This is a genomic window from Sneathiella marina, assembly GCF_023746535.1.
GTDB classification, from domain to species: domain Bacteria; phylum Pseudomonadota; class Alphaproteobacteria; order Sneathiellales; family Sneathiellaceae; genus Sneathiella; species Sneathiella marina.
In genome coordinates this window covers 2,466,024-2,487,285 of the sequence record NZ_CP098747.1, presented here as the reverse complement: position 1 = coordinate 2,487,285, position 21,262 = coordinate 2,466,024, and the positions used below count along the sequence as shown (strand labels likewise).

23 protein-coding genes are annotated in these 21,262 nt (G+C 47.4%); 11 read left to right on the top strand and 12 right to left on the bottom strand.

All coding sequences use genetic code 11. From position 1 onward, the window contains the following. Positions 1-2: 2 nt before the first annotated feature. The 7 genes from NBZ79_RS11795 (at position 3) to NBZ79_RS11765 (ending at position 7,079) form a co-directional block, all read left to right on the top strand. Positions 3-263 (top strand): DUF6356 family protein, encoded by a 261-nt coding sequence (locus NBZ79_RS11795; RefSeq protein ID WP_251932630.1) that lies wholly within the window; start codon positions 3-5, stop codon positions 261-263. Positions 264-466: 203 nt separating this feature from the next. Beyond that, a complete protein-coding gene (gyrA, locus tag NBZ79_RS11790) occupies positions 467-3,220 on the top strand; it encodes a DNA gyrase subunit A (protein ID WP_251932629.1) in 2,754 nt (917 codons plus the stop codon). 35 nt (positions 3,221-3,255) lie between these two features. Then, positions 3,256-3,765 (top strand): pantetheine-phosphate adenylyltransferase, encoded by a 510-nt coding sequence (gene coaD / locus NBZ79_RS11785; protein ID WP_251932628.1) that lies wholly within the window; start codon positions 3,256-3,258, stop codon positions 3,763-3,765. Positions 3,766-3,810: 45 nt separating this feature from the next. Then, on the top strand, positions 3,811-4,293 hold the full coding sequence (locus tag NBZ79_RS11780) for a peptidylprolyl isomerase (protein WP_251932627.1): 483 nt from the start codon (positions 3,811-3,813) through the stop codon (positions 4,291-4,293). A gap of 66 nt (positions 4,294-4,359) precedes the next feature. Beyond that, positions 4,360-5,391 (top strand): tRNA preQ1(34) S-adenosylmethionine ribosyltransferase-isomerase QueA, encoded by a 1,032-nt coding sequence (gene queA, locus NBZ79_RS11775; protein ID WP_251932626.1) that lies wholly within the window; start codon positions 4,360-4,362, stop codon positions 5,389-5,391. Beyond that, positions 5,388-6,521 carry a tRNA guanosine(34) transglycosylase Tgt gene (gene tgt / locus NBZ79_RS11770; RefSeq protein WP_251932625.1) on the top strand — a complete coding sequence of 378 codons (1,134 nt, stop codon included), beginning with the start codon at positions 5,388-5,390 and terminating at the stop codon, positions 6,519-6,521. The genes queA and tgt overlap by 4 nt, the downstream gene beginning before the upstream one ends. A gap of 198 nt (positions 6,522-6,719) precedes the next feature. Next, on the top strand, positions 6,720-7,079 hold the full coding sequence (locus NBZ79_RS11765) for a Spx/MgsR family RNA polymerase-binding regulatory protein (RefSeq protein WP_251932624.1): 360 nt from the start codon (positions 6,720-6,722) through the stop codon (positions 7,077-7,079). A gap of 5 nt (positions 7,080-7,084) precedes the next feature. Here the strand turns inward: NBZ79_RS11765 and NBZ79_RS11760 are convergent, their stop codons facing one another. The 9 genes from NBZ79_RS11760 to NBZ79_RS11720 form a co-directional block, all read right to left on the bottom strand. Continuing rightward, positions 7,085-8,044, bottom strand: coding sequence for a hypothetical protein (locus NBZ79_RS11760; protein ID WP_251932623.1), 960 nt, complete (start codon positions 8,042-8,044; stop codon positions 7,085-7,087). 15 nt (positions 8,045-8,059) lie between these two features. Then, positions 8,060-8,770, bottom strand: coding sequence for a hypothetical protein (locus NBZ79_RS11755; RefSeq protein WP_251932622.1), 711 nt, complete (start codon positions 8,768-8,770; stop codon positions 8,060-8,062). Between the two features lie 32 nt (positions 8,771-8,802). Continuing rightward, positions 8,803-9,498 carry a ParA family protein gene (locus NBZ79_RS11750; RefSeq protein ID WP_251932621.1) on the bottom strand — a complete coding sequence of 232 codons (696 nt, stop codon included), beginning with the start codon at positions 9,496-9,498 and terminating at the stop codon, positions 8,803-8,805. 282 nt (positions 9,499-9,780) lie between these two features. Further along, positions 9,781-10,548 (bottom strand): crotonase/enoyl-CoA hydratase family protein, encoded by a 768-nt coding sequence (locus NBZ79_RS11745; protein ID WP_251932620.1) that lies wholly within the window; start codon positions 10,546-10,548, stop codon positions 9,781-9,783. A gap of 82 nt (positions 10,549-10,630) precedes the next feature. Continuing rightward, positions 10,631-11,389, bottom strand: coding sequence for an NAD kinase (locus NBZ79_RS11740; RefSeq protein WP_251932619.1), 759 nt, complete (start codon positions 11,387-11,389; stop codon positions 10,631-10,633). Positions 11,390-11,395: 6 nt separating this feature from the next. After that, entirely contained in the window at positions 11,396-12,394 is a 999-nt protein-coding gene (gene moaA, locus NBZ79_RS11735; RefSeq protein ID WP_251932618.1) for a GTP 3',8-cyclase MoaA, read from the bottom strand. 82 nt (positions 12,395-12,476) lie between these two features. Then, positions 12,477-13,592 carry a DUF2336 domain-containing protein gene (locus NBZ79_RS11730; protein ID WP_251932617.1) on the bottom strand — a complete coding sequence of 372 codons (1,116 nt, stop codon included), beginning with the start codon at positions 13,590-13,592 and terminating at the stop codon, positions 12,477-12,479. Positions 13,593-13,685: 93 nt separating this feature from the next. Beyond that, positions 13,686-15,236, bottom strand: coding sequence for a PAS domain-containing sensor histidine kinase (locus NBZ79_RS11725; protein WP_251932616.1), 1,551 nt, complete (start codon positions 15,234-15,236; stop codon positions 13,686-13,688). Positions 15,237-15,366: 130 nt separating this feature from the next. Continuing rightward, positions 15,367-16,518: a DUF2336 domain-containing protein gene (locus NBZ79_RS11720; RefSeq protein ID WP_251932615.1), complete on the bottom strand. Its 1,152-nt coding sequence runs from the start codon at positions 16,516-16,518 to the stop codon at positions 15,367-15,369. A gap of 446 nt (positions 16,519-16,964) precedes the next feature. Between NBZ79_RS11720 and NBZ79_RS11715 the strand changes: the two genes are divergently transcribed. Together NBZ79_RS11715 and NBZ79_RS11710 are read left to right on the top strand one after the other, a co-directional pair. Continuing rightward, a complete protein-coding gene (locus NBZ79_RS11715) occupies positions 16,965-17,456 on the top strand; it encodes a MarR family winged helix-turn-helix transcriptional regulator (RefSeq protein ID WP_251932614.1) in 492 nt (163 codons plus the stop codon). A gap of 231 nt (positions 17,457-17,687) precedes the next feature. Continuing rightward, complete coding sequence (locus NBZ79_RS11710; protein ID WP_251932613.1) at positions 17,688-18,053, top strand: flagellar protein FlaG; 366 nt, start codon at positions 17,688-17,690, stop codon at positions 18,051-18,053. Positions 18,054-18,074: 21 nt separating this feature from the next. Here the strand turns inward: NBZ79_RS11710 and NBZ79_RS11705 are convergent, their stop codons facing one another. From NBZ79_RS11705 to NBZ79_RS11695, 3 genes are read right to left on the bottom strand one after another with little or no spacing between them, the layout of a single operon-like run. Next, positions 18,075-18,545, bottom strand: coding sequence for a hypothetical protein (locus NBZ79_RS11705; RefSeq protein ID WP_251932612.1), 471 nt, complete (start codon positions 18,543-18,545; stop codon positions 18,075-18,077). A 3-nt stretch (positions 18,546-18,548) separates the two neighbouring features. Continuing rightward, entirely contained in the window at positions 18,549-18,857 is a 309-nt protein-coding gene (locus tag NBZ79_RS11700) for a rod-binding protein (RefSeq protein ID WP_251932611.1), read from the bottom strand. Then, a complete protein-coding gene (locus tag NBZ79_RS11695) occupies positions 18,857-20,017 on the bottom strand; it encodes a flagellar basal body P-ring protein FlgI (RefSeq protein WP_251932610.1) in 1,161 nt (386 codons plus the stop codon). Before NBZ79_RS11695 ends, NBZ79_RS11700 begins: the two co-directional genes overlap by 1 nt. Positions 20,018-20,261: 244 nt before the next feature. Here NBZ79_RS11695 and NBZ79_RS11690 point away from each other — a divergent pair, with 244 nt between their 5' ends. Next, complete coding sequence (locus tag NBZ79_RS11690; protein ID WP_251932609.1) at positions 20,262-20,678, top strand: flagellar assembly protein FliX; 417 nt, start codon at positions 20,262-20,264, stop codon at positions 20,676-20,678. Between the two features lie 155 nt (positions 20,679-20,833). Next, positions 20,834-21,250, top strand: coding sequence for an RNA polymerase-binding protein DksA (gene dksA / locus NBZ79_RS11685; RefSeq protein ID WP_251932608.1), 417 nt, complete (start codon positions 20,834-20,836; stop codon positions 21,248-21,250). The last annotated feature ends 12 nt before the right edge of the window (positions 21,251-21,262 follow it).

Genomic DNA, 21,262 nt, shown 5'->3' with positions numbered 1-21,262 from the left:
TTATGACCTTATCAACATTATTCACAGAACACCCCTCGTCAGTAAATGAAACCTATGTTGAGCATATGGAAATGTCGGCAACATTTTCTTTCTGGTTATTCGTCGCTGGATTTTGTGCCCTGGTTCATGCTGTTTTTCCCTTCATGTTTGAAAAAACAGGCAGCAATATCATTAGCAAACTCCACGGTCGGATGGTCACGAATAGAGTGGTAAAAACAGGTCCGTTGCATGGAGCAAAAAAACCTACTGTTTCTGGTGCTTGAGCTCTTCACCCCTGTGATATAACCCCATCTGAAAAAAGACAGTTTTGGGCGCCATTTCGCAACTGCAATAGGTTGCGTTGGCGCCTCTTTTCTTGTAGAACATGGTAACCTTCTCTTGCGTTGAAAACGGGAAGGGAGTTTTGAGTTTTACAGCATGCAAAAGATCATTCTGAGCATGGAAAAGTTTATTCTGGAATCCTGCCTTGAACGACGTAACTATACCCCCTTCTGATAACGATATTGTTCCTGTCACTATAGAAGAGGAAATGCGGCGGTCCTATCTGGACTATGCCATGAGTGTCATCGTTTCGCGGGCATTGCCGGACGCGCGTGATGGCCTTAAACCCGTCCATCGGCGGATTGTTTATGCCATGTATGAAAATGGCTATACATCGGATAAGGCGTTCCGAAAATCTGCCCGTGTAGTTGGTGACGTTATGGGTCGATACCACCCCCATGGTGATAGCGCAATTTACGATGCCATGGTTCGCCTGGCGCAGGACTTCTCCATGAGCCTGAAGCTTGTGGAAGGGCAGGGTAACTTCGGATCCATGGATGGTGATAAAGCCGCCGCCATGCGATATACGGAAGCCCGGCTGCAAAAGGCGGCGGAAAGCCTTATCGACGATATTGATAAAGACACCGTCGATTTTGTTAATAATTATGATGACAGTGAACGTGAGCCTTCGGTTCTGCCAGCCCGCTACCCTAATCTTTTGGTCAATGGCGCTGGTGGTATTGCCGTTGGCATGGCGACAAATATCCCGCCGCATAATTTGGGCGAAGTTATTGACGGCAGTATTGCGTTGTTAGCCAAGCCGGAAATGGCAACGGAAGAGCTGCTGGAGTATATTCCGGCACCTGATTTCCCGACCGGCGGTGTCATTCTTGGAAGGACCGGTTCTATCAGCGGCCTGACCACGGGACGGGGGTCCGTGATTATGCGGGCGAAAGTCGATATTGAAGAGATCAGGAAAGATCGTCAGGCGTTAATTGTCACCGAGATCCCTTATCAGGTGAATAAGGCCCGGCTGGTCGAGCAAATTGCGGATCTTGTGCGCGCGAAAAAAGTCGAAGGTATCGGCGATTTGCGGGATGAATCTGATCGTCATGGTGTGCGCGTTGTTGTTGAGATCAAACGGGACGCAATGCCGGAAGTCGTGTTAAATCAGCTCTTTCGATATACATCACTGCAAACATCCTTTGGTGTGAATATGCTATCGCTTAACCGCGGTAAGCCGGAATTGCTTAACGTCAAGGAAATGCTGGAAGCTTTTCTTGATTTCCGTGAAGAGGTTATTACGCGACGGACGAAATTCCTGCTGAATAAAGCCCGTGAACGTGCTCATGTATTGATTGGATTGGCAATTGCCGTTGCCAATATTGATGAGATTATCAAGTTAATCCGTGCTGCGCCGGATCCAGTGACCGCGCGTTCGCAGTTGATGGGTAAGGATTGGGATGCAAGTTCTGTTGCTGCGCTGATCCAGCTTGTTGATGACCCGGAATATGCGATCAAGGAGGACGGGACATACCGGCTTTCTGAAGCGCAGGCGCGGGCCATACTTGACCTTCGCTTACAGCGCCTGACGGCTCTGGGGCAAAATGAAATTGGCGATGAACTTCGGGGTCTCGGGGAAAAGATTGTTGACTATCTCGATATTCTTTCCAGCCGCCCACGGTTAATCAGCATCATTCAGGACGAGCTTCTGGAGATGAAGGAAAAATACGCTGTTCCGCGCCGCACCGTCATCGAAGAGAATGAATTCGAGCATGACATCGAAGATCTTATTCAACGTGAAGATATGGTGCTCACGGTAAGCCATAAGGGCTACATTAAGCGGGTACCGCTTTCCACGTATAAACCGCAACGCCGCGGCGGCAAGGGTCGCGCAGGCATGCAAACTCGCGACGAGGATTTCGTCACGCAGGTATTTGTGGTCAATACTCATACACCTGTCCTCTTCTTTTCTTCCTTCGGGCGCGTGTATAAACTCAAAGTGTACAGATTACCCTTGGGGTCACCGCAAAGTCTGGGCAAGGCGATTATTAATCTTCTACCGCTCGAAGAAGGGGAAGTAATCTACACATTGATGCCGCTTCCGGAAGAAGAAGAAAGCTGGGCGGAGCTGGAAGTGATGTTCTCAACGGCGAAAGGAAATGTTCGCCGAAACCGTTTGAGCGATTTTTCAAACGTGAAATCGAATGGCAAGATTGCCATGAAGCTCGACGAGGATGATCAACTCATTGGGGTAAAGATCTGCACGGAAGCTTCCGATGTTCTGCTGGTAGCACGTCAGGGTAAATGTATCCGCTTCAGGGCTACCGATGTTCGCTTGTTTAAAGGACGGGATTCCAGCGGTGTCCGCGGAATGAAGCTTGCCAAGGGCGATAGTGTTATAGGCATGTCTATCCTCAATCATGTTGATATTGAAATCGAGCAACGCGATGCCTATTTGAAAGCGCGTCGCTCTGTGGATGAAGAAGGTGTTGTTCAGGAATATGGCGGCATATTGCCGGAACGTTATAACGAACTTTTTGAGCAGGAAGAGGTTTTGTTGGCCATTACCGTAAATGGATATGGCAAACGGACAAACGCCTATGAGTATCGCGTGACCAATCGTGGCGGCCAGGGGATAATAAATATCGAGACCTCCAGCCGAAACGGAGAAGTTATTTCGACATTCCCCATTACAGTAGACGAGCAGATTATGCTGGTTACCAACGGCGGCAAACTGATCAGAACACCTGTAACAGATATCCGTATTGCTGGACGTAATACCCAAGGCGTGACATTGTTCAAAACGGCAGAAGGCGAGGAAGTTGTTTCCGTAACGGCGTTGGCCGATGCAAAATCTGAAGAGGATAATGCAGAGGATATTGAAATTGATGGAGAAGGTGAGGCGATTGATTCACCATCAGAAGATAATTCTATTCCCGATACGGATGAAAGCTAACATCAAGAATTAGCAAATATAGAGAAGGAAAGACCATGTCGAAAAATCGGGTCGGGTTATACCCCGGCACCTTTGATCCCATAACATTGGGCCATTATGATATTATCAAACGGGCGTCAAAACTTGTTGATACATTGGTTATTGGCGTCGCAATGAACCCAGGGAAAAATCCGTTATTTACCGTTGAAGAGCGGGTTAGCATGGTCGCGAAAATGACCGAAGAATTTCCCGGAACTAATTTTGTCGTTAAGCCCTTTAATAACTTGCTTATGCATTTTGCAGAAGAAGTCGGGGCTGCCATCATTATTCGCGGACTTCGTGCTGTATCGGATTTTGAGTATGAATTTCAAATGGTTGGTATGAACAGGCGATTAAATTCGGAAATTGAAACTGTCTTTCTGATGGCCTCGGATCAGCATCAATTCATCGCCTCCAGTCTGGTGAAAGAAATAGCCTTATTGAATGGTGACATAACAAAATTTGTCTCGGCAACAACTGCGAAGAAAATTGCAGAGCGTGTTACCGAAATACATAACAGAACTTAATTCTACGACGTTTGAGCCGGGCTCAAACATAACAGGAGTGGCAAAATGGCCGGTGATCTTGAAAATACTTTATATCTTGAAACGAAAGATGGCCGTGTTGTCATCGAAATGCGGCCTGATCTTGCCCCAAATCATGTGGCCAGGATCAAGGAACTGGCGCGCGCCGGTTTTTATGACGGAATTGTTTTCCATCGGGTGATTGATGGTTTTATGGCGCAGACAGGCTGCCCGGATGGAAATGGCATGGGGGGGTCCGGTCAAAATCTGGCATCCGAATTTACGGAGGAACCTCATGTGGAGGGAACTTGTTCCATGGCACGTGCTGGTCACCCCGATAGCGCTGACAGCCAGTTCTTTATTATGTTTGCCCGCTCCCCGCATCTGGATAATCAATATTCCGTATGGGGCCAAGTTGTTGAGGGAATGGAGCATGTCCACGCCATTAAGAAAGGCGATAGCATGTCCAATGGATCCGTTACAGATCCTGAGAATATCATAAGCTTGAAAGTCGCGGCAGACGTCGCGTAGCGGATACTTATTCATTGAAGGAGCGAACGGTTTGCAGATGCATGCCGTTCGTTTGCGTTTTGAGACATGAAGGTTGATGATTTCAATTTTGACCTCCCGCCTGAGAGGATTGCGGATCGGCCTGTTGTTCCACGTGAAACAGCAAAGCTTTTGCGTGTTGAAAATATAATATCCGACAATTTGGTGTCCGATTTGCCTGATCTGCTGAGGGCTGGCGATCTTCTTGTGTTTAACGATACCAAGGTCATTCCGGCCCGTTTGCGCGGCATGCGCCGGGGGGCAAAGGTTGAAGTCACTTTGCACAAGAATGTTTCTGCCGACAGCTGGCATGCCTTCGCCAAACCAGCAAAGAAGTTAAAGCCTGGCGATATCATTACCTTCTCGGATGAGTTTACGGCATTGGTTACGGAGAAGCGGGGCGGCGGCGAAGTTGCTTTGGCCTTCTCTGTTTCAGGTCCCGACCTGATGGAAAAACTGATGGAATATGGTGAAATACCGCTACCTCCTTATATCAGCAGCCTGCGAGCGGTTGATGATCAGGATCTAGAAGATTACCAGACAATTTTTGCTAAAGATGAGGGGGCTGTCGCTGCACCGACGGCGGGATTGCACTTTACCGACGATCTGATGTCCAAATTTTCAGCGAAGGGAATTGAATCGGTTACATTGACCCTTCATGTCGGTGCCGGTACATTTTTACCTGTTAAGGTAGAGGATACAAAAGATCATAAGATGCATTCTGAAGTCGGTATTATCAGTACGGAAGCGGCTGAAAAAATAAACAAATGCCGGTCTTCAGGCGGGCGGATCGTATCTGTTGGCACGACGAGCTTGCGCCTGTTGGAAAGCGCCTGCAGCGAGGCGGGGCAGGTACAGCCCTTTAACGGGGAGACGGATATCTTCATAACGCCGGGATATCGTTTCAAAGCAGTCGATCTTTTGATAACGAATTTTCATTTGCCCAAATCTACATTATTTATGCTGGTTTCCGCATTTTCAGGCCTGGAGAAAATGCGCAATGCCTATCAGCATGCCATTGAAGGCAAATATCGATTTTACTCCTATGGGGACTGCTCATTGCTGTATCCAAAATCATGACCGCGAACATATTTAACTTTACCATAAGCGCAACCGATGGGGCGGCCCGTCGGGGCACAGTTTCCACAGCGCATGGAGATATTCGAACCCCGGCTTTTATGCCGGTCGGCACAGCCGCCACCGTCAAAGGCATGACACCGGAAGCGGTGCGGGAAACCGGTGCAGATATCCTCCTTGGCAATACCTATCACTTGATGCTCCGACCGGGTGCAGAGCGTGTTGGCCGGCTTGGTGGGTTACATAAATTTATGAACTGGGAACGTCCGATCCTGACTGATTCCGGTGGCTTTCAGGTTATGTCCTTAAACGAGCTGCGCAAAATTGACGAAAACGGTGTCACGTTTAAATCCCATATTGATGGCCAGCGTTTCGAGCTAACGCCAGAACGCTCCATGGAAATTCAAAATCATCTTGATGCAACTATTACGATGGCATTTGATGAATGCACACCGTACCCTGCCGACCACGAAACGGCGGCGACCTCCATGCGACGATCCATGCGATGGGCCAAAAGGTCATCAGAGGCTTTTGAAGCGAGGCAAGGCTACGGGCTTTTCGGAATTGTACAAGGATCGACATACGAAGATCTGCGTCTGGAGTCAGTAAATGCCTTAACTGATATCGGTTTTGATGGATATGCAATTGGCGGCCTGGCCGTAGGTGAAGGCCAGGAAGCGATGTTCAGTACGCTTGAAGTCACCACACCGGCGATGCTAGCGGATAAGCCACGTTACCTTATGGGTGTCGGTAAGCCCGATGACCTGGTGGGTGCCGTTATGCGCGGCGTCGATATGTTCGATTGTGTTCTACCGACGCGTTCAGGCCGTAATGCGCAGGCTTTTACGCGGTTTGGTACTGTTAATATGAGAAATGCCCGTCATGCAGACGATGACCGGCCATTGGATGAACTTTGCGAATGCCCCGCCTGCCGAAATTATTCCCGTGCTTACCTGCACCATTTGTTCAAGGCAAAGGAGATTTTGGGAGCCACGCTTCTGACATGGCATAATTTGCAATATTACCAGGATATTATGAGGGGGATGCGCGCTGCTATTGAGGAAGGCTCTCTGGCGTCATATGCTCTCGATTTTTTCGCAGCGCAGGAAAATGGGGATATCCCGCCGCTATAGACATTTCTAAAAAAGAAAGGTAATCGAAGCCATTCTTGTCATCGAGGGGAGGGTGGAATGGACAAAAACAGCTTCGATCAACCTTGGACCTTTCTATCTTTCATTGTGAGTATTAAGATCCGGTTAATTTATGTTCCGGGTATGATAAGGCGGCCATATCCTCAATTTTTTGACGACCGGTGATGGGAATATTGAATAATGGTTATTTATGGAATCAAAAATTGTGATACCTGCAAGAAAGCCCTCAAATGGCTGGATAAAGAAGGAATCCCGCATCAGTTCCACGATTTGAGGAAAGATGGATTTGATCAGGAAATGGCAAAGTTGTGGTTATCAAAGCTTGATCATGACGTTCTTATCAACAAACGCGGAACGACGTATCGCAACCTCGAGGATTCGCAAAAAGAGGTCTTGGAAACCGGTGACCAGTCGTCCTTGCTCGTTGAATTGCCGACATTGATGAAACGGCCAATATTTAAACTTGCAGATGAATTTCTGGTTGGTTTCAAGGACGAGCAAAAAGCACGGATAACCAGCTACGCAAAAACGAAAAGCTAGGTCTCCTAGCTGAGTTTTTGCACATAGCAGAGAACATGATCAACATCGACTTGATTTTCACTAAGCGGCAGGGCAATCACGCGGAGGGGAGTTTCGTCGAAAACCGACGGAAAATACTCGGTGCCATGTGCCGGCTTACCGGTATTCGCCACATCACGAGCCAGACTCAAAACCCAATCAACGACCATCGGAGAAAAATCAATATCCGTCGTGAAATCCCGAAGCGGATTGGCGCGTTTTGCCGAATGACGAAGCTCATTGGAAAAGCTGGTTTCCAGTTGTAAGCGACCCGAGGCATGATTGCAGTGAACCAACACGCAATTTGGCCAGAATTTCCCGATTTTTTGAGTATCCAGATTTTGCCATGTTGGATACCGATTGCCATTTCGGATCTCCATCCAATAGCTCAGTATATCGGGTGTTTGAACCTTTTTCTGCCAACCAGGTGCCGATGCGGGCCTTGCCCAATTCGCCCGACGCGGCGGAACGGCGGATGCGGCGGCCGGTGTTTCTTTTTCCGGTGGCGCTGCAACGGGTTTCTTTGCTTCTACAACCGGTTTTGTTACAGGCGGGATAACCTCTTTCTTCTTTAAGGAAGGCTCTGGCGCTTTTGCTTTTATCGGTGCTTCAGGAGTTTCTTTTGGCACTGGGGCCGGAACAGGTTTCTCGGCAGCGGGCTTGGATTTTGCCCGCTTTTTCTTTGCTGGTGACGTCGGTGTCTTATTGGCAGGCGCTTCAAAAAGATCTGTTCCTGTATCCTCAAATACTGGTTCCGCGACCGGCATCGCAGGCTTGGTGGCCTCCAACTCATCGGCAAGTGCCTGAAGGCGATCAGTAATATCTCCGGTTTTGGCTTTCTTCTTGGAGGAATTTGCAGAATCCTTTGGCCGTCTTACTTTGATTTTTGACAAAGAAGCCGCGTTATCCGCTATTTCCAGTTCTTTTTTGGCTATATTTTCACGCATAGACTATCACTTCCATCAAAGAGACGATTTATCCAAAACACAAGCGCAAGATTCAGGAAGTATGCTGGATCCGTGTTTCGATACATATTCTTCTAATGCTGTTTCAAAAATGGCTTGCGCGGACATTTGCGTATGAGCGGCAATGAGTTTCAGCTGTAAATGATCTTTCGGCGCCATGCGTACGGATATTCTAATCCGGCCGAGTTTGTCTTTCGTGAGTTTTGAGACTTCCGTGGCAATTTCAGTGTATCGTTCAACCGGTAAAGGCTCGACCGGTGTTCGATTGGAAAGCGCTTGTTTCTTGCCGGTTTCCGCTTCTTGAGCCGCGTGCTTTTCCAGCAGTGGCGAGATCGGTTCAGCGGGATCTACATCATTTTTTTGCTCCCGAATTCGATCAAAAACCGATTGCTCTTCTTCTTTTTCTGCCGGTTTCGAAAAATCGTAAATATCGTCTTCTGCGGCAATAGACACAGTTTCATCTTCATGGAGGATGATTGCATCTTCCGCTGTTTCATTTTCTGCGTTCTGCTTAACTGCGGCGTTAATCGTGGAGTCATCTTCTTCATGCGGATCCGCATATTCGCGGACCCGTTCATAAATTCTGGAAACACCTGACTGGCGGTTTGACTCGTCATCTAACAGCTTCGTAGGTGTCGCTGAACGAGAAGCCGGCAGGGCTTTCCCTTTCGGAGCGATAAGTGAACTTGTTAAAAATGCTGCTTTCATAGTATTTCTTCTTTTCCTGAATAGACCGACACTCAGTTATAAATCGCACCGTTGTTACCGGCAGTAGCTGCCATTCCGTGGTTCGGAGACGCCGGGTAAGCTGGCGATAATCGTGCTACCCGTTCCTGGACATATGACCAAAGTTTGCTGATTTCTTCGCTGGACTTGGAAGAGGGGTTTAGTTCCATGGTCGTTCTTCCGTCAATCATACTGGAAGCAAAATCAACCCGTTGATGAATGACGGATGGGGCAAGCGTCCCATGTTGGGACAGGGCAATAGCAGCCTCGCTTGTGATGCGAGCACGAGGTGTCGCACCGTTGACCACGAAGATTAGCGGTGTATTTAAGCCTTCTGCCAGTTCAACAGTTGCGCCGACAGCTCTCAAATCGTGAGGGCTGGGCCGTGTCGGTATAATCAGGAGATCTGCAAGCCCGATAACATTGGCAATTGTAGACGTAATTGCAGGAGGGGTATCGACAATCAAGAGACCAATACCCATTTGTTCCATACGACCTATATCGGCGCTTAGTCTTTCCACCGTCGTTCGTGCAAATAACGGTGTTTCCGCCTCGCGCTCATTCCACCATTCGGAAAGGCTGCCTTGTGGATCCGTATCGACAAGGGCCACCGGTCCTTGTCCAGCCATTTCGGCCTGAACAGCCAAATGCCCCGCAAGCGTCGTTTTACCTGAGCCACCTTTTTGCGATGCGACGGCGATAACTTTCATTAGAACTCTCCTGCACGGTTCTTATTAGCTGGAGAAGTTGCCGTTCTAAACTCCAAGTCGATCAACTTTATCCAGATTTCACTATTGGAACAAAATTACCGACTAAAAATTAAAAGAGACTTACGAATTAGCGCCAATCCGTATCAAAAATTAAGAAAATTGTAACGAAATGAAAGACCGTTATTTTTCAGTGAATTAGGCTGAAATAGAAAGCAGGTTTTCGCTGGATAAGCGATGAGAAGCGAGCGTTTTTAATACGCTCGACCTCAATATATTTACAAATTAGGAAAATTTTGAGAAATCTGGAAGGCGGCGCTCCATGAAAGCTTGCATAGCTTCCATGGCTTCGGGAGATGTTAGACGGGAGCTGAACGCCTGTAATTCCGTCTGCATGGATGCTTTTACTTGTTCCGAATTGCCCTTCATCAAGGATTTGGTCAGCCGAACAGCTTCTGGTGCTTTCTTGGAAAGTTTTAATGCGGCAGCCATTGCGGTTTCCTCCACCTGGTCCGGAGTGGTCACTGCATTTACGATACCGGCGTCCAGTGCCGTATTGGCGGAAAAGTTTTCGCCAAGTAACAATAGCTCGGCGGCGCGTTGGTGCCCTAGCATTCTTGGCAGCAAAAAGCTGGAAGCGGCTTCCGGAACGAGGGCCAGGTTAACAAAAGGAAGGGCGAAACTGGCATTTTCCGAAGCATAAACGAGATCACAATGTAAGAGCATTGTTGTTCCGATCCCGATCGCCAATCCGTTTACGGCTGCGATTAATGGCTTTTGAATTTCAGCAAGGGCATATAGAAACTGAATGACAGGGGCATCCTCTCCTGAAGCCGGATTTTGGATAAAATCCATAATATCGTTACCACTTGTGAAGCTATCTTCAGTACCTGTAATTACGCTGACACGAATTTCAGGATTTTGCTCCGCGTCGCGCAAGGATTTGGCCAGGATGCCATACATCTCCTGTGTCAGCGCATTTTTCTTTTCAGGCCGATTGATTTTTAAATTCTGGATACCATTTTCGATCGTTACGACAATAGCATTGGTCATGCTTGTATTCCTTTTTAAGGCGCTCGCTGAGTGCCAGCAATCGCGCAATATTTGTAATTGTTATGGGCTTTGACGGCTACGCTCAAAGAATAAATTGTTCATCTAGAATGCGCCTTTCCAGATTATGCTCTGGATCGAAGAGAAGATGCAGGGTTGTGGTTCTTTGCTCTTCGACAATTACTGTCGATACGTCGCGAATTTCGACGGCGTCAGCCACCGCACTTACCGGGCGCTTTTTAGATTCCAGCACGCGCAGTTCAATTTTCGCTTCCCGGGGCAGGATAGCCCCACGCCAACGTCGGGGCCGGAACGCACTGATCGGCGTAAGGGCCAAAGCGCCCGCATTGACGGGCAAGATGGGGCCGTGGGCAGAATAATTATAAGCCGTGCTGCCGGCGGGCGTCGCAACAAGGACGCCGTCACAGGTTAATTCATCGACTTTTACATGGCCATCTATGGAGATTTGAATTTTTGCTGTCTGTCGGCTTTCCCGAAGCAAGGAGACTTCATTGATCGCGAGCTCTTCATATTGCTCGCCATGCATGTCCGTGGCTGTCATTTTGAGAGGGTGAAGTTTCGTGATCTCTCCCGCCTGCAATCGTTCAATCAATCCTTCTTCTTCATAGTTGTTGAGCAAGAACCCAATGGTGCCCTTGTTCATGCCGTAAATAGGCAGTTCTTTGGACATAAATGCATGCATGCTTTCGAGCATAAATCCATCGCCGCCAAGCGCGACGATGATCTCAGCCTGGCCAACCGGACAATGCCCATATAGATGGATCAGTCGTTTCAGGGCCGCTTGTGCATCGGCGGTATCGCTGGCCGTAAAGTGAATATTCATTCGCCGTTAGCCGCCTGTAACGCTCATATGTCGAGCCACTGCAGGATTATCATCGGAATTACGATCGATAATAAAATCATGCCCCTTGGGTTTGCGGCCGATGGCTTCATCAATTGCAGCATCAAGGGCAGAAAATCCCTTTTCGCCACGGATGATCGCCTTTAAGTCGGCTTTGTCATTCTGACCCAGGCACATGTAAAGCATACCGGTACAGGTTAAGCGCACGCGATTACAGCTTTCGCAGAAATTATGGGTAAGGGGCGTTATGAAGCCGATACGTCCCCCGGTTTCAGTAACATCATAATAATCCGAGGGACCGCCGGTTCGATACTGTGACGGGGCCATCGTCCAGGTCTCGGCCAGTTGCTTCTTCAATTCAGATAACGGCAGAAACTGGTCTGACCGCTGTTCATCAATACTGCCCATGGGCATGGTCTCGATAAAGGTGATGTCCATACCTTCATCGCCAGCCCATTTTATCAGGTCGTTGCATTCATGATCGTTGAAACCCTTAACGGCAACTGTATTGATTTTGATTTTCAAACCGGCTTTTTGCGCAGCTTTAATCCCGGCCATGACTTTTTCAAAATTTCCCCAGCGGGTGATATCCTGAAACTGGTAGGGATCCAGGGTATCAAGTGACACATTGAGACGCCGGACACCGGCTTCATACAGTTCATCCGCATATTTGCTCAACTGGCTTCCATTGGTTGTCAGGGTCAGTTCGTCCAGCTCACCACTCTTTATGTAGAGCCCCAGATTTCTGAAGAGCTCCATTATTCCTTTTCTGACCAACGGCTCACCGCCGGTAATGCGGATTTTGCGGACGCCTTTGCGAATGAAAGCCGCGGAAATCAATTCGAGCTCTTCTAAACTCAAAACCTCTTTCTTCGGTAAAAAGGTCATATTTTCAGACATGCAATATTTGCAGCGAAAATCGCATCTGTCTGTTACAGACACTCGTAAATAATTTACTTCTCTACCGAAAGGGTCAATCACAGCCATATTCCAATATAAATGGAGGGTCAGATACTCAGGTAAAGAATATATTTTTCAGGGGGATTTGCAAGTCACGATGGGGTGTCTGTCAAATAGTGTCGGCGTATTTCAGAGCACCTTGCATGAATTCCGCGTTGTGCAATGCTGTATTCGCGGCTTCTTCAGATAGTAAATCGTAAAAATCCATCGGGGCATTTAACACGGCCGGTGTTAGAATAGAATCCTTTTCGCGCCTGACAGACAATGTCAGTTCAAAGATCGTCTTGAAAATAATACGATCAAGATTAAGGGAACGGCAGGCGGCCGCAAGGATCTCAGGATTATCCGCGTAAAGAATTTTGCCGAATTCTTCAACATCAATATCCAGTAGTTTCGCGAAGGACAATTCAAACAAGTCTATTTCACCCTGCCGGAGCGCCTTGACCATAAAGCCGGCCGTCAGGTCGCCGGCGGCATGAAGCTTGGATACCAGTTTAGCCGACGGATCGCTCTCCATGGAGATCGAATTAATTGTCTGTAATCTATCCGCAACGTCAATTTGCAGCACCTTCGCATCAACGTCAAAATTGTCGGAAATATACTCTCGCAGGGCCACGGAAACCCAGCGGTACATTTTCTCGGCAATCGGTTGCGGTAGAAACGGCCTCTTGATCAGGGGGGTCTGATATTCGAGAATAAACTCCGATTGATCCGCAATATGGGCTAGCAGCTCCGGGGTTATTTGCGCTGTTTGATTTTCCAGAAGTTTGACGGTCACATCACTTTTGCCGATTTCATAGATCGCCTGACAGACATTGGGGCTGATGTTATCCCGTGCAGCGACCGCCAATTGATGCTGTGTTGAGCGATGCTTGACTATTTTCAGTAAATCGGGTTCAGAGAGCAATCCAGAGTCTCGAAGAATTGGTAACGCAACTTCGATATCGTCATTGGCCAGGAAAATCATCAGTTCTGCAGGAACATCACTCTTTAAGGATAATCGTTTTGCGAAATGCGACCGGATGGATTTTTCGACATCCCCTGTGATCTGACAGATGATTTCCGCCATCAGTTTTTTCTCGGATACAGAGAAGGATTGGCCTTCATTGACAAGGAAATTGCCAATTCTTTCGTAGAGAAACTCGCGCTTATCCAGGGATTTATCGCTCGCCAATTTTGCTAAGTTACTGATTTCACTTAGATTATCTAGATTACTCTCTGGCAATTATGATGGCTCCGTAAGCGTTGGTGGACTGTTGTAATAGTGTGGCAAATCAGGGTTAATAATTTCTTAAGCCACCACGCCGGTATGGGCATTCTAGGCTGTATTCTCGTCTGCCAGACAGAGCCGGACCGTAAACCTGCTACCGGTTGAAAGGCTGCTTTCGACAGAGATATTACCGCCCATCAATTGCGCAAGTTTGAGGGACAGGGTCAGACCGAGGCCAACGCCGTCTGTTCCGCGGCTATAGACACCTTCATGTGCCTGCTTGAAGGCTTCGAAGATTTTGTCCTGATCCTCTTCAGGAATTCCAGGGCCTGTATCCCAAATTGTAATATCGGCATAGGTATCGTCAACGATATGACATTCCAGTCCGATCTTGCCGCGTTGCGGAGTAAATTTGACAGCGTTGCCAATTATATTGACAAGAATCTGTAAGCATCTTGTCGGGTCAACAGCCAAATTAACATTCTTATCAATCTTGATCTCGCTCAAATCGAGATTCTTTTCCTCGGCATGTGTCTGAACCAGAACCAACGCATCCCTGACCATTCCGCCAAGTGGCGTTGTAACAATTTCGATGGGAATTTTATCGCTTTCGATACGGGCGATATCAAGAATATCTTCAATCAGGCTGAGCAAATGCTTGCCGGAATTCAATATATCGCCCACATATTCCCGATATTTGTCGCTGATGGGGCCAAAGGTTTCAAGCCCGATAACTTCGGCAAACCCGATAATCGCATTTAACGGTGTCCGCAGCTCATGGCTCATATTTGCCAGAAAGGTATTTTTTGCCCTGGCTGATTCAACAGCCTTCCTCGCAGTTACTTCCAGTTGGATATTCTTGTTCGTGATTTCGTTAATCGCCTGTTCCAAGTCTACTTTTGACGACAAGGCCTCATCTTCTGCGAGCAATCTTGCGGTAATGTCATCACTGGTACCACGATATCCTGTAAATCGTCCTTTTTCACTGAAAACCGGTACGCCACTGATATTGAATATTTTTATATCGCCGTTGACGTCCTGAATTTCCAACGGCACCGAGCGAAAGGGGACATGCCTCGCAATGGCTTGTTCCGCTTTATTACTGCCATCTTCTTCTGGTTTGAAGATTCCCAATTCAGACAAATATTTCCCTTTGATCAATAACGGCGGTAGACCGACTGCCTGAACGACCCGGTCGGATACGAAATTCAGCCGACCTTCGGCATCGGTTTCCCAGATCCAGTCCGATGCAGCCCGCGTGATATCCAGAAAGCGTCTTTTCTCGAGGCGAAGTTTAGCTTCTGCGTTGACCTGCTTTGTTGAGTTGGAGAAGCTGCCGCAAATAGCAATAAGATGATCAGATTCATCGAATATGGGAAAGTGTCGGGAGACAAAATGCTCTACTTCCTTGCCGGTACGCACCGAAACCACTCTTGTTTCTGTTTCCTTGGTTTCCGCTATTTGTCGAACGATTTCAAGATGATCCAAGGGAAGTGTGGTAAGTTTTTCTTCTTCGGATTGTCCATTGATGCCGGGGCGGAAGCAATCTTTATACCCGGTATTTGCGTAAATAACGGCTCCGTCAGGCCGCGCCATATACATGGGTTGAACCTGCTCAAATACCGCATCAAAAAATTCTCGACTTACGATGCTTTGCATCGCTGGAATTCCTGAGCCGCTGGTGTTTTTAACATCAGAGTGAAGTGATACAACACTTCCTTGCCCCAGTTCAGTCATCTATGCTTTCAACATGCGGTCGGCATGTTCCCTTTCCTGATCCCCCGGCGGTTCATAAATAGACCCGCTGATCGTCTAAATCTTCATCAAGTTCTTCGACAATTTCGATAAAATCTTTTTCCAACTGCCATGAACGCAATGTCGATTTAGCGTTCTTCTCTGAAAGTTTATCATAAAATTTCATCATAATCTCAACTTCTTCCGGACGAGTCGTCTTTTTTGCCTTGCCGGAGTCCGAAATATTCCGGGTCAGTAGAAATACAGCCGAGAAGGCATTGCGATCAAATTCCAAAGCACGAAGAACAACGGCAAGCGCTTCGGCGTTAGGATCATAAATAAACCGACTGATTGTTAAATAGGGAAGGGATGCTTTGAACGCCAACCCTGTTATAAACAGGCGCACCTGTTTACCGCGAAGGGTCTGCACCAAAAATCGATCTGTCAGATCGTTGCGCGCTGCCAATTCAGCGACCAGTTTGTCCGCATGACTACTATTGGCGGCAACGTCGTAGTTATATTCTGTCTTTGCAGCGGAGATTATTTTTTCATTAAGCTCGAGTTCATCAATTTCAAAATTCTGGAGGATATGACGGCGTAACGCTGCTGAAACCCACCAGAACATTTTATGAGCCAAATCTGTTGGAATATCGTGCCGGGCAATGAGCGGCTCCTGAAACCGGTCAATCCGCTTGGATTCCTCAACCAGGTATTCCATGCTTTCTCGAGAAATTTGTGCGTCGCCATTCTCAATCAAATGTGAAACGACGTCTTCGTCACCATAATTTATCAATAATTCGCTAATCGTCGGGCTAATGTCGTCACGCTCTGCGATGACAAGAAGATGCTCCTTGCTTCGATTTTGAATAATTTCAATGAGGTCCGGTTCCTCCAACAAGTGACTTTTAAACAAAATTGGCCGTGCGACATCTATCTCATCATTCGCCAGCAAGCTTATCAAGTCATGGGGAGCGCTGGAAAGCTCCGCCAACTCTTCTGCAAGATTTTGACGAAGAGTTGTTTCAATCTCCGCAAGAAGTTTTGTCAGAATGCTGGTGACCAGCGCATGCTCCCGTTCGCTCAAACGGTTGTCATCCGTCAGGAACAAATCGCTAATGTTGCTAAAAAGCTGGCGGCGGCCACGCGCAGAGCTATCCTTTGACAAGGCTATCAGCTCAGTTAGCTCTTTATTTTCATCTTGTGGCATATGTTATCCGACACCTCTCGCGGCCCTTGTTAGAATCTTCTTAGCAACAAAAATCATATAATTCAAATAGATGCACAAAAAACTGTGCCATGACAACGTAATTTGACCGAGTATAGAATCATTTACTGAAGAATTGGCATAGCAATCCTCAAAACTTGCCATGTTGACCTTAAATTCCCGTTAATTGTTTGCTTTTTTGTCACATATATGTCTGAATGAAGACATAATTTGGACCAAATTTGACCCTTTCCTAACCGTTGGGAATTTGTAGATAAGGTTAATCAAATCCAAATGTGCGAGCTTTATCCTGGTTATTTTGATTTGAAGTAAAAACTTTTGTGAAAATATCGGTAAAATTGTTTTTTTATCGAAAGAATTTTAGAAGATTTACAGTTCTTTAATATTGTACAGGCATTCTGGAGCCTGAATTTTTAAGGATTTCAATTATGCGAGACACAGCAATGTTGGCAATTGATGAAAAAACCGCGACTGATGACTATCATGAACTCACCAGGTTAATCGAACGGTTGCATCGTCGTTTTCTAGACGTATTACGAACCGAGTTGAATTTAATGGACATTACAGACATTAACGCTGTTCAAGCGCTTTTGCTTGCCAATATCGGTGATGAGGAAATTAATGTCCGTGAATTGATGTCCCGGGGATACTATCAGGGATCCAATGCGTCCTATAATTTGAAAAAGCTCGTCGAAATGGGCTATTTGATTCAGGAGAAATCTGAACGTGATCGCCGGGCGACCATGATCCGTCTTTCCGAGAAGGGCCTGGAGCTGGTATCGAAAATGGCGCAATCAGAAGTAAAGCAGTCTGAACTGCTGAGCCGCTCTAATCCGTCACCGGATATTGAAGCGACGCGCAAATCGTTACGCCAGATAGAACGTATCTGGACAGACTATATTCAGTACGGCGCTCAGTAACGTCCTCAGAAGTTAAGAAAAAGCGGAATTCCGAAGCTGGATTTCCGCTTTTTTCTCTGCAAATGCAGCTTTTGGCCACTAGGGGACAGAAGCTGCCTTTCTTATGGATTTGTCTTTCTTAAGCTTTTGTTAACATTTTCAATTTAGGCTCATTGCATTGTTTCGAGGGGATTTCCTCGAATGGTTGCAAGATTTTTGAAACATGATAGATGAAGGGTAAGGAGTTGCGCTATGGACGTAACCCCAATTTCGAAAACAGATTTGAACACCTCCTTGGTGAAGTCGGAAATTAACCTGCCCAGACCCAAGGGTGAGACAACTGTGTCTGGTGACATGACCAGTGTTCCGGATGCTTCTGTTCAGGTTGTTGATCCTGTCAAGCGTGCAGAGCGGGCGATCGGTCCGTTCTTCGAGGATACAAAATTTCCGAATGGACGTTTTTCAATAGATATGGATGATAGCAGTGGGCGGTACGTCTATCGTCTTGTCGATGTCGAAACCCAGGAAGTGCTGAAGCAGTTCCCGGGCGATTACGTTCTGCGCCGTGTTGCATATTATCGAGAGCTGCAGGGGCTGGCTGTAAATAGCCAAGCCTGATTGCGACGCCACCAAGCTTTTTTAAATCACCTGATTGATGGCGATTGCGCCGTTGCGTATCTGTGAGTTTTTCTGCGCAGAAGATGTGGAGAGCGCCGCGTTGGCCGTGTATCCGTTTTTAGGGGATTTCTTTTTTACAACTTCATCGGCGACTGATTTGACGAGACCTTCCGTGACGGTTTTCACCGTTGAAAGTTTCCGAAAATGTGCATCCAGGACTCGATAAAAAGCTTCACTGGCTTCTTTCAGTAGGTCAATTTCTGCTTTCGGAAAGGCACGGTACCGTTCAGGGTTGTTCTTAATCAATGTCATCTGTTGATTATACTGCCCGACAAGCCGCGTCTTTTCTCCGAGATTTTCCGAGAAAGCCTCGGGCTTGTTTTCGGCTAATAAAGTATTTTCTTCTTCCAGAATTTCGCGCAGCCGCATAATCACCTTGAGGAGTTCACTGGGCGTTAGGAGCTGGGGTCCGGATGTATTTATATGATTCATCTATTAAACCTCCTGCATTGCGAGGATTTCTCTATAAACGGCGTCGGCGATCCCCACACCATTCTGGCGGCTCATGGATTTCGAGTATTCGTCGTTCAACATGGATTTAAACATTTTCTCGGCTTCACCGCCTCCGAATGTCTCATCCGTTTCTATTCCGGCTGTCATGCTGTTCAGGAACTGGCTGAGAAAAAAGGCCTCAAATTCCTGAGCTGCCTGCCGCGCACGTTCTTCATTTTGGCCGGCACCACTGAGAGAGGGGGCCTCCTGCTGTGACAGGATATTCGGCAGTGTAGATTGAATATTCATCATTACATTAACTCGATTTCTGCTTGGAGGGCACCGGCGGCCTTGATGGCTTGTAAAATTGAAATCATATCTCTGGGACCGATACCAAGGGCATTTAGTCCATCCACCAGGTCCTGAAGACTGACCGCCTTGTTCAAGACCGTAAGTTTCCTGTCGTCGTCCTCGGAAACCTGGACATCAGTCCGGTCAACGACAACGGTTTCGCCATTTTCAGAGAACGGACCGGGCTGCGAGACTTGCGGCGTCTCCGTAATCCGGACGGTCAGGTTTCCTTGTGCGATGGCGACGGTATCAACTTTCACTTCCTTGCCGATAACAATAATGCCTGATTGCTCATCGATGACGACACGGGCGATCTGGTCCGGATCAACCATTAACTGTTCGATATCCGCCAGCAAGTCGACCATATTATCCCGCTTGCTTCCCTCAAGGTTGAGGACAACAGTTGAGGGGTCCGCTGATTCCGCGACTTGATTTCCGATATATTCGTTGACGGCCTGTGCGATCCGCCGGGAGGTCGTTAAATCCGGGTTGCGCAAAGAGATGCGCAGGCTGGTGAGAGCGGCCAGATCAAATCCAAGCTCCCGCTCGACGATCGCGCCATTGGCGATACGGGCCGTGGTCGGAACACCTTTTGTGACAGTTTCAGCTTCCCCGCCAGCCGTATAACCGGCAACCGTGACCGTCCCTTGTGCAACGGCGTATATTTCGCCATCTGCCGCCATCAGGGGTGTTACGATCAATGTACCCCCTGTGAGATCCGCGGCATCGCCCAGAGAGCTGACGACAATATCAATTTTCGTACCCTGACGTTGAAAGGGGGGCAGGGTTGCTGTCACGATTACGGCCGCAGTATTGTCTGTTTTAATGGTCTCACCACTTGTATTCACCCCAAGGCGTTCGAGCATTGATTCCAGACTCTGCTCTGTAAAGGGTGAATTGGAGAGTGAATCGCCAGTTCCATTGAGACCAACAACCAATCCGTATCCGACAAGAATATTATCGCGAATACCTTCAAATTCTGCGATATCCTTGACCCGTGAGGCAGTTTGTGCGGTTTGCACAGACCAAACGAGGAGAACGGCCGCCATTATCAGTGATGATAGCATGCGTTTCGAAGGGATTAATTGCTTCGCAATTTGCTGGACTATATTCAAAGTCATACTCTTTTCCGTCTAAAGACCGTAAAATATTATATTCTGCCTATTTATTTGCGAAAATCATGCCAACAATAAATTATTGTAACATATTGTAAATAAAGGAAAAAATATAATCGCCTGCGCGAAAGCCACTGCGGGCGGCAAATTGTTCCGCTTGACCCGGAAAGAATGACCTTTAATTATAGCAAGGGGTGCAGAATGATCTGTGCTGAAAATTCTGTTGGTTCCGGCTATTTTGGATTGAACTATGAAAGTTGGCGGATCAGGAAAGATAACTTCAACGTCAGGTGCCAAGGGTGGTAAAGCAGCCTCCAAGTCCGGTGCGAAATTTTCAGTTCCTGAAGAAGAAGTAGAGGCGGCTGCGGCTTCGGGTGTTCCTTCGGCTTCTCCCATTGGGTCAATAGATGCCATCATGGCATTGCAAGGTGTCGGTGATTCGACTGAGCAAAATGAAAAGACTCTCGAAAAAGGAGAGGATTTGCTGGAAAAGCTGGACGAAATTCGTCACGGATTGCTGATGGGAAATGTTTCTGCGCAAAAATTATTGCAACTGAAAGACACGCTGGCGTCTTACAAAATATCCGGATCCGATCCAAAACTGGCGGAAATTGTGAAGGATATTGAGGTACGCGCAGCCGTTGAATTGGCAAAATTCGGCTACTAAAGACAGAATTTCTATATTTTTGAACCCTAATCCCCGCAGAATTCTTTCGAATAACAATAAATTCATTGAATAGGATGTTGCTAATGGAAGAGCAATCTTATAATTATGGCCGCTAACTTGAGCTATTTTTGGTGTTTAGGAGCCGGAGTTGCGTAATGAACGTTCAAATTGCCGATGATTATAAACCGTCTGATGACGAACCATTTATGAACCCCAGACAGCAGGAGTATTTCCGTGAAAAGCTTCTGAGATGGCGCAATGAAATTTTAGAAGATGCCAGCCAGACTATTGCCAACCTGCAAGAAGAAACAATTAAAGAGCCGGATATCGCGGATCGCGCGTCGACTGAATCTGAGCGGGCTCTTGAACTGCGAACCCGCGATAGGCAACGTAAGTTAATTGGCAAGATTGATGCGGCACTGCGCCGCATTGATGAAGGCCTTTATGGCTATTGTGATGAGACGGGCGACCCGATTGCCCTAAAGCGCCTGGAAGCGCGGCCAGTTGCGACTTTGAGCCTGGAAGCACAAGAACGCCACGAACGGCGAGAGAAAATTTATCGCGACGATTAAGCGAAAAAAAAG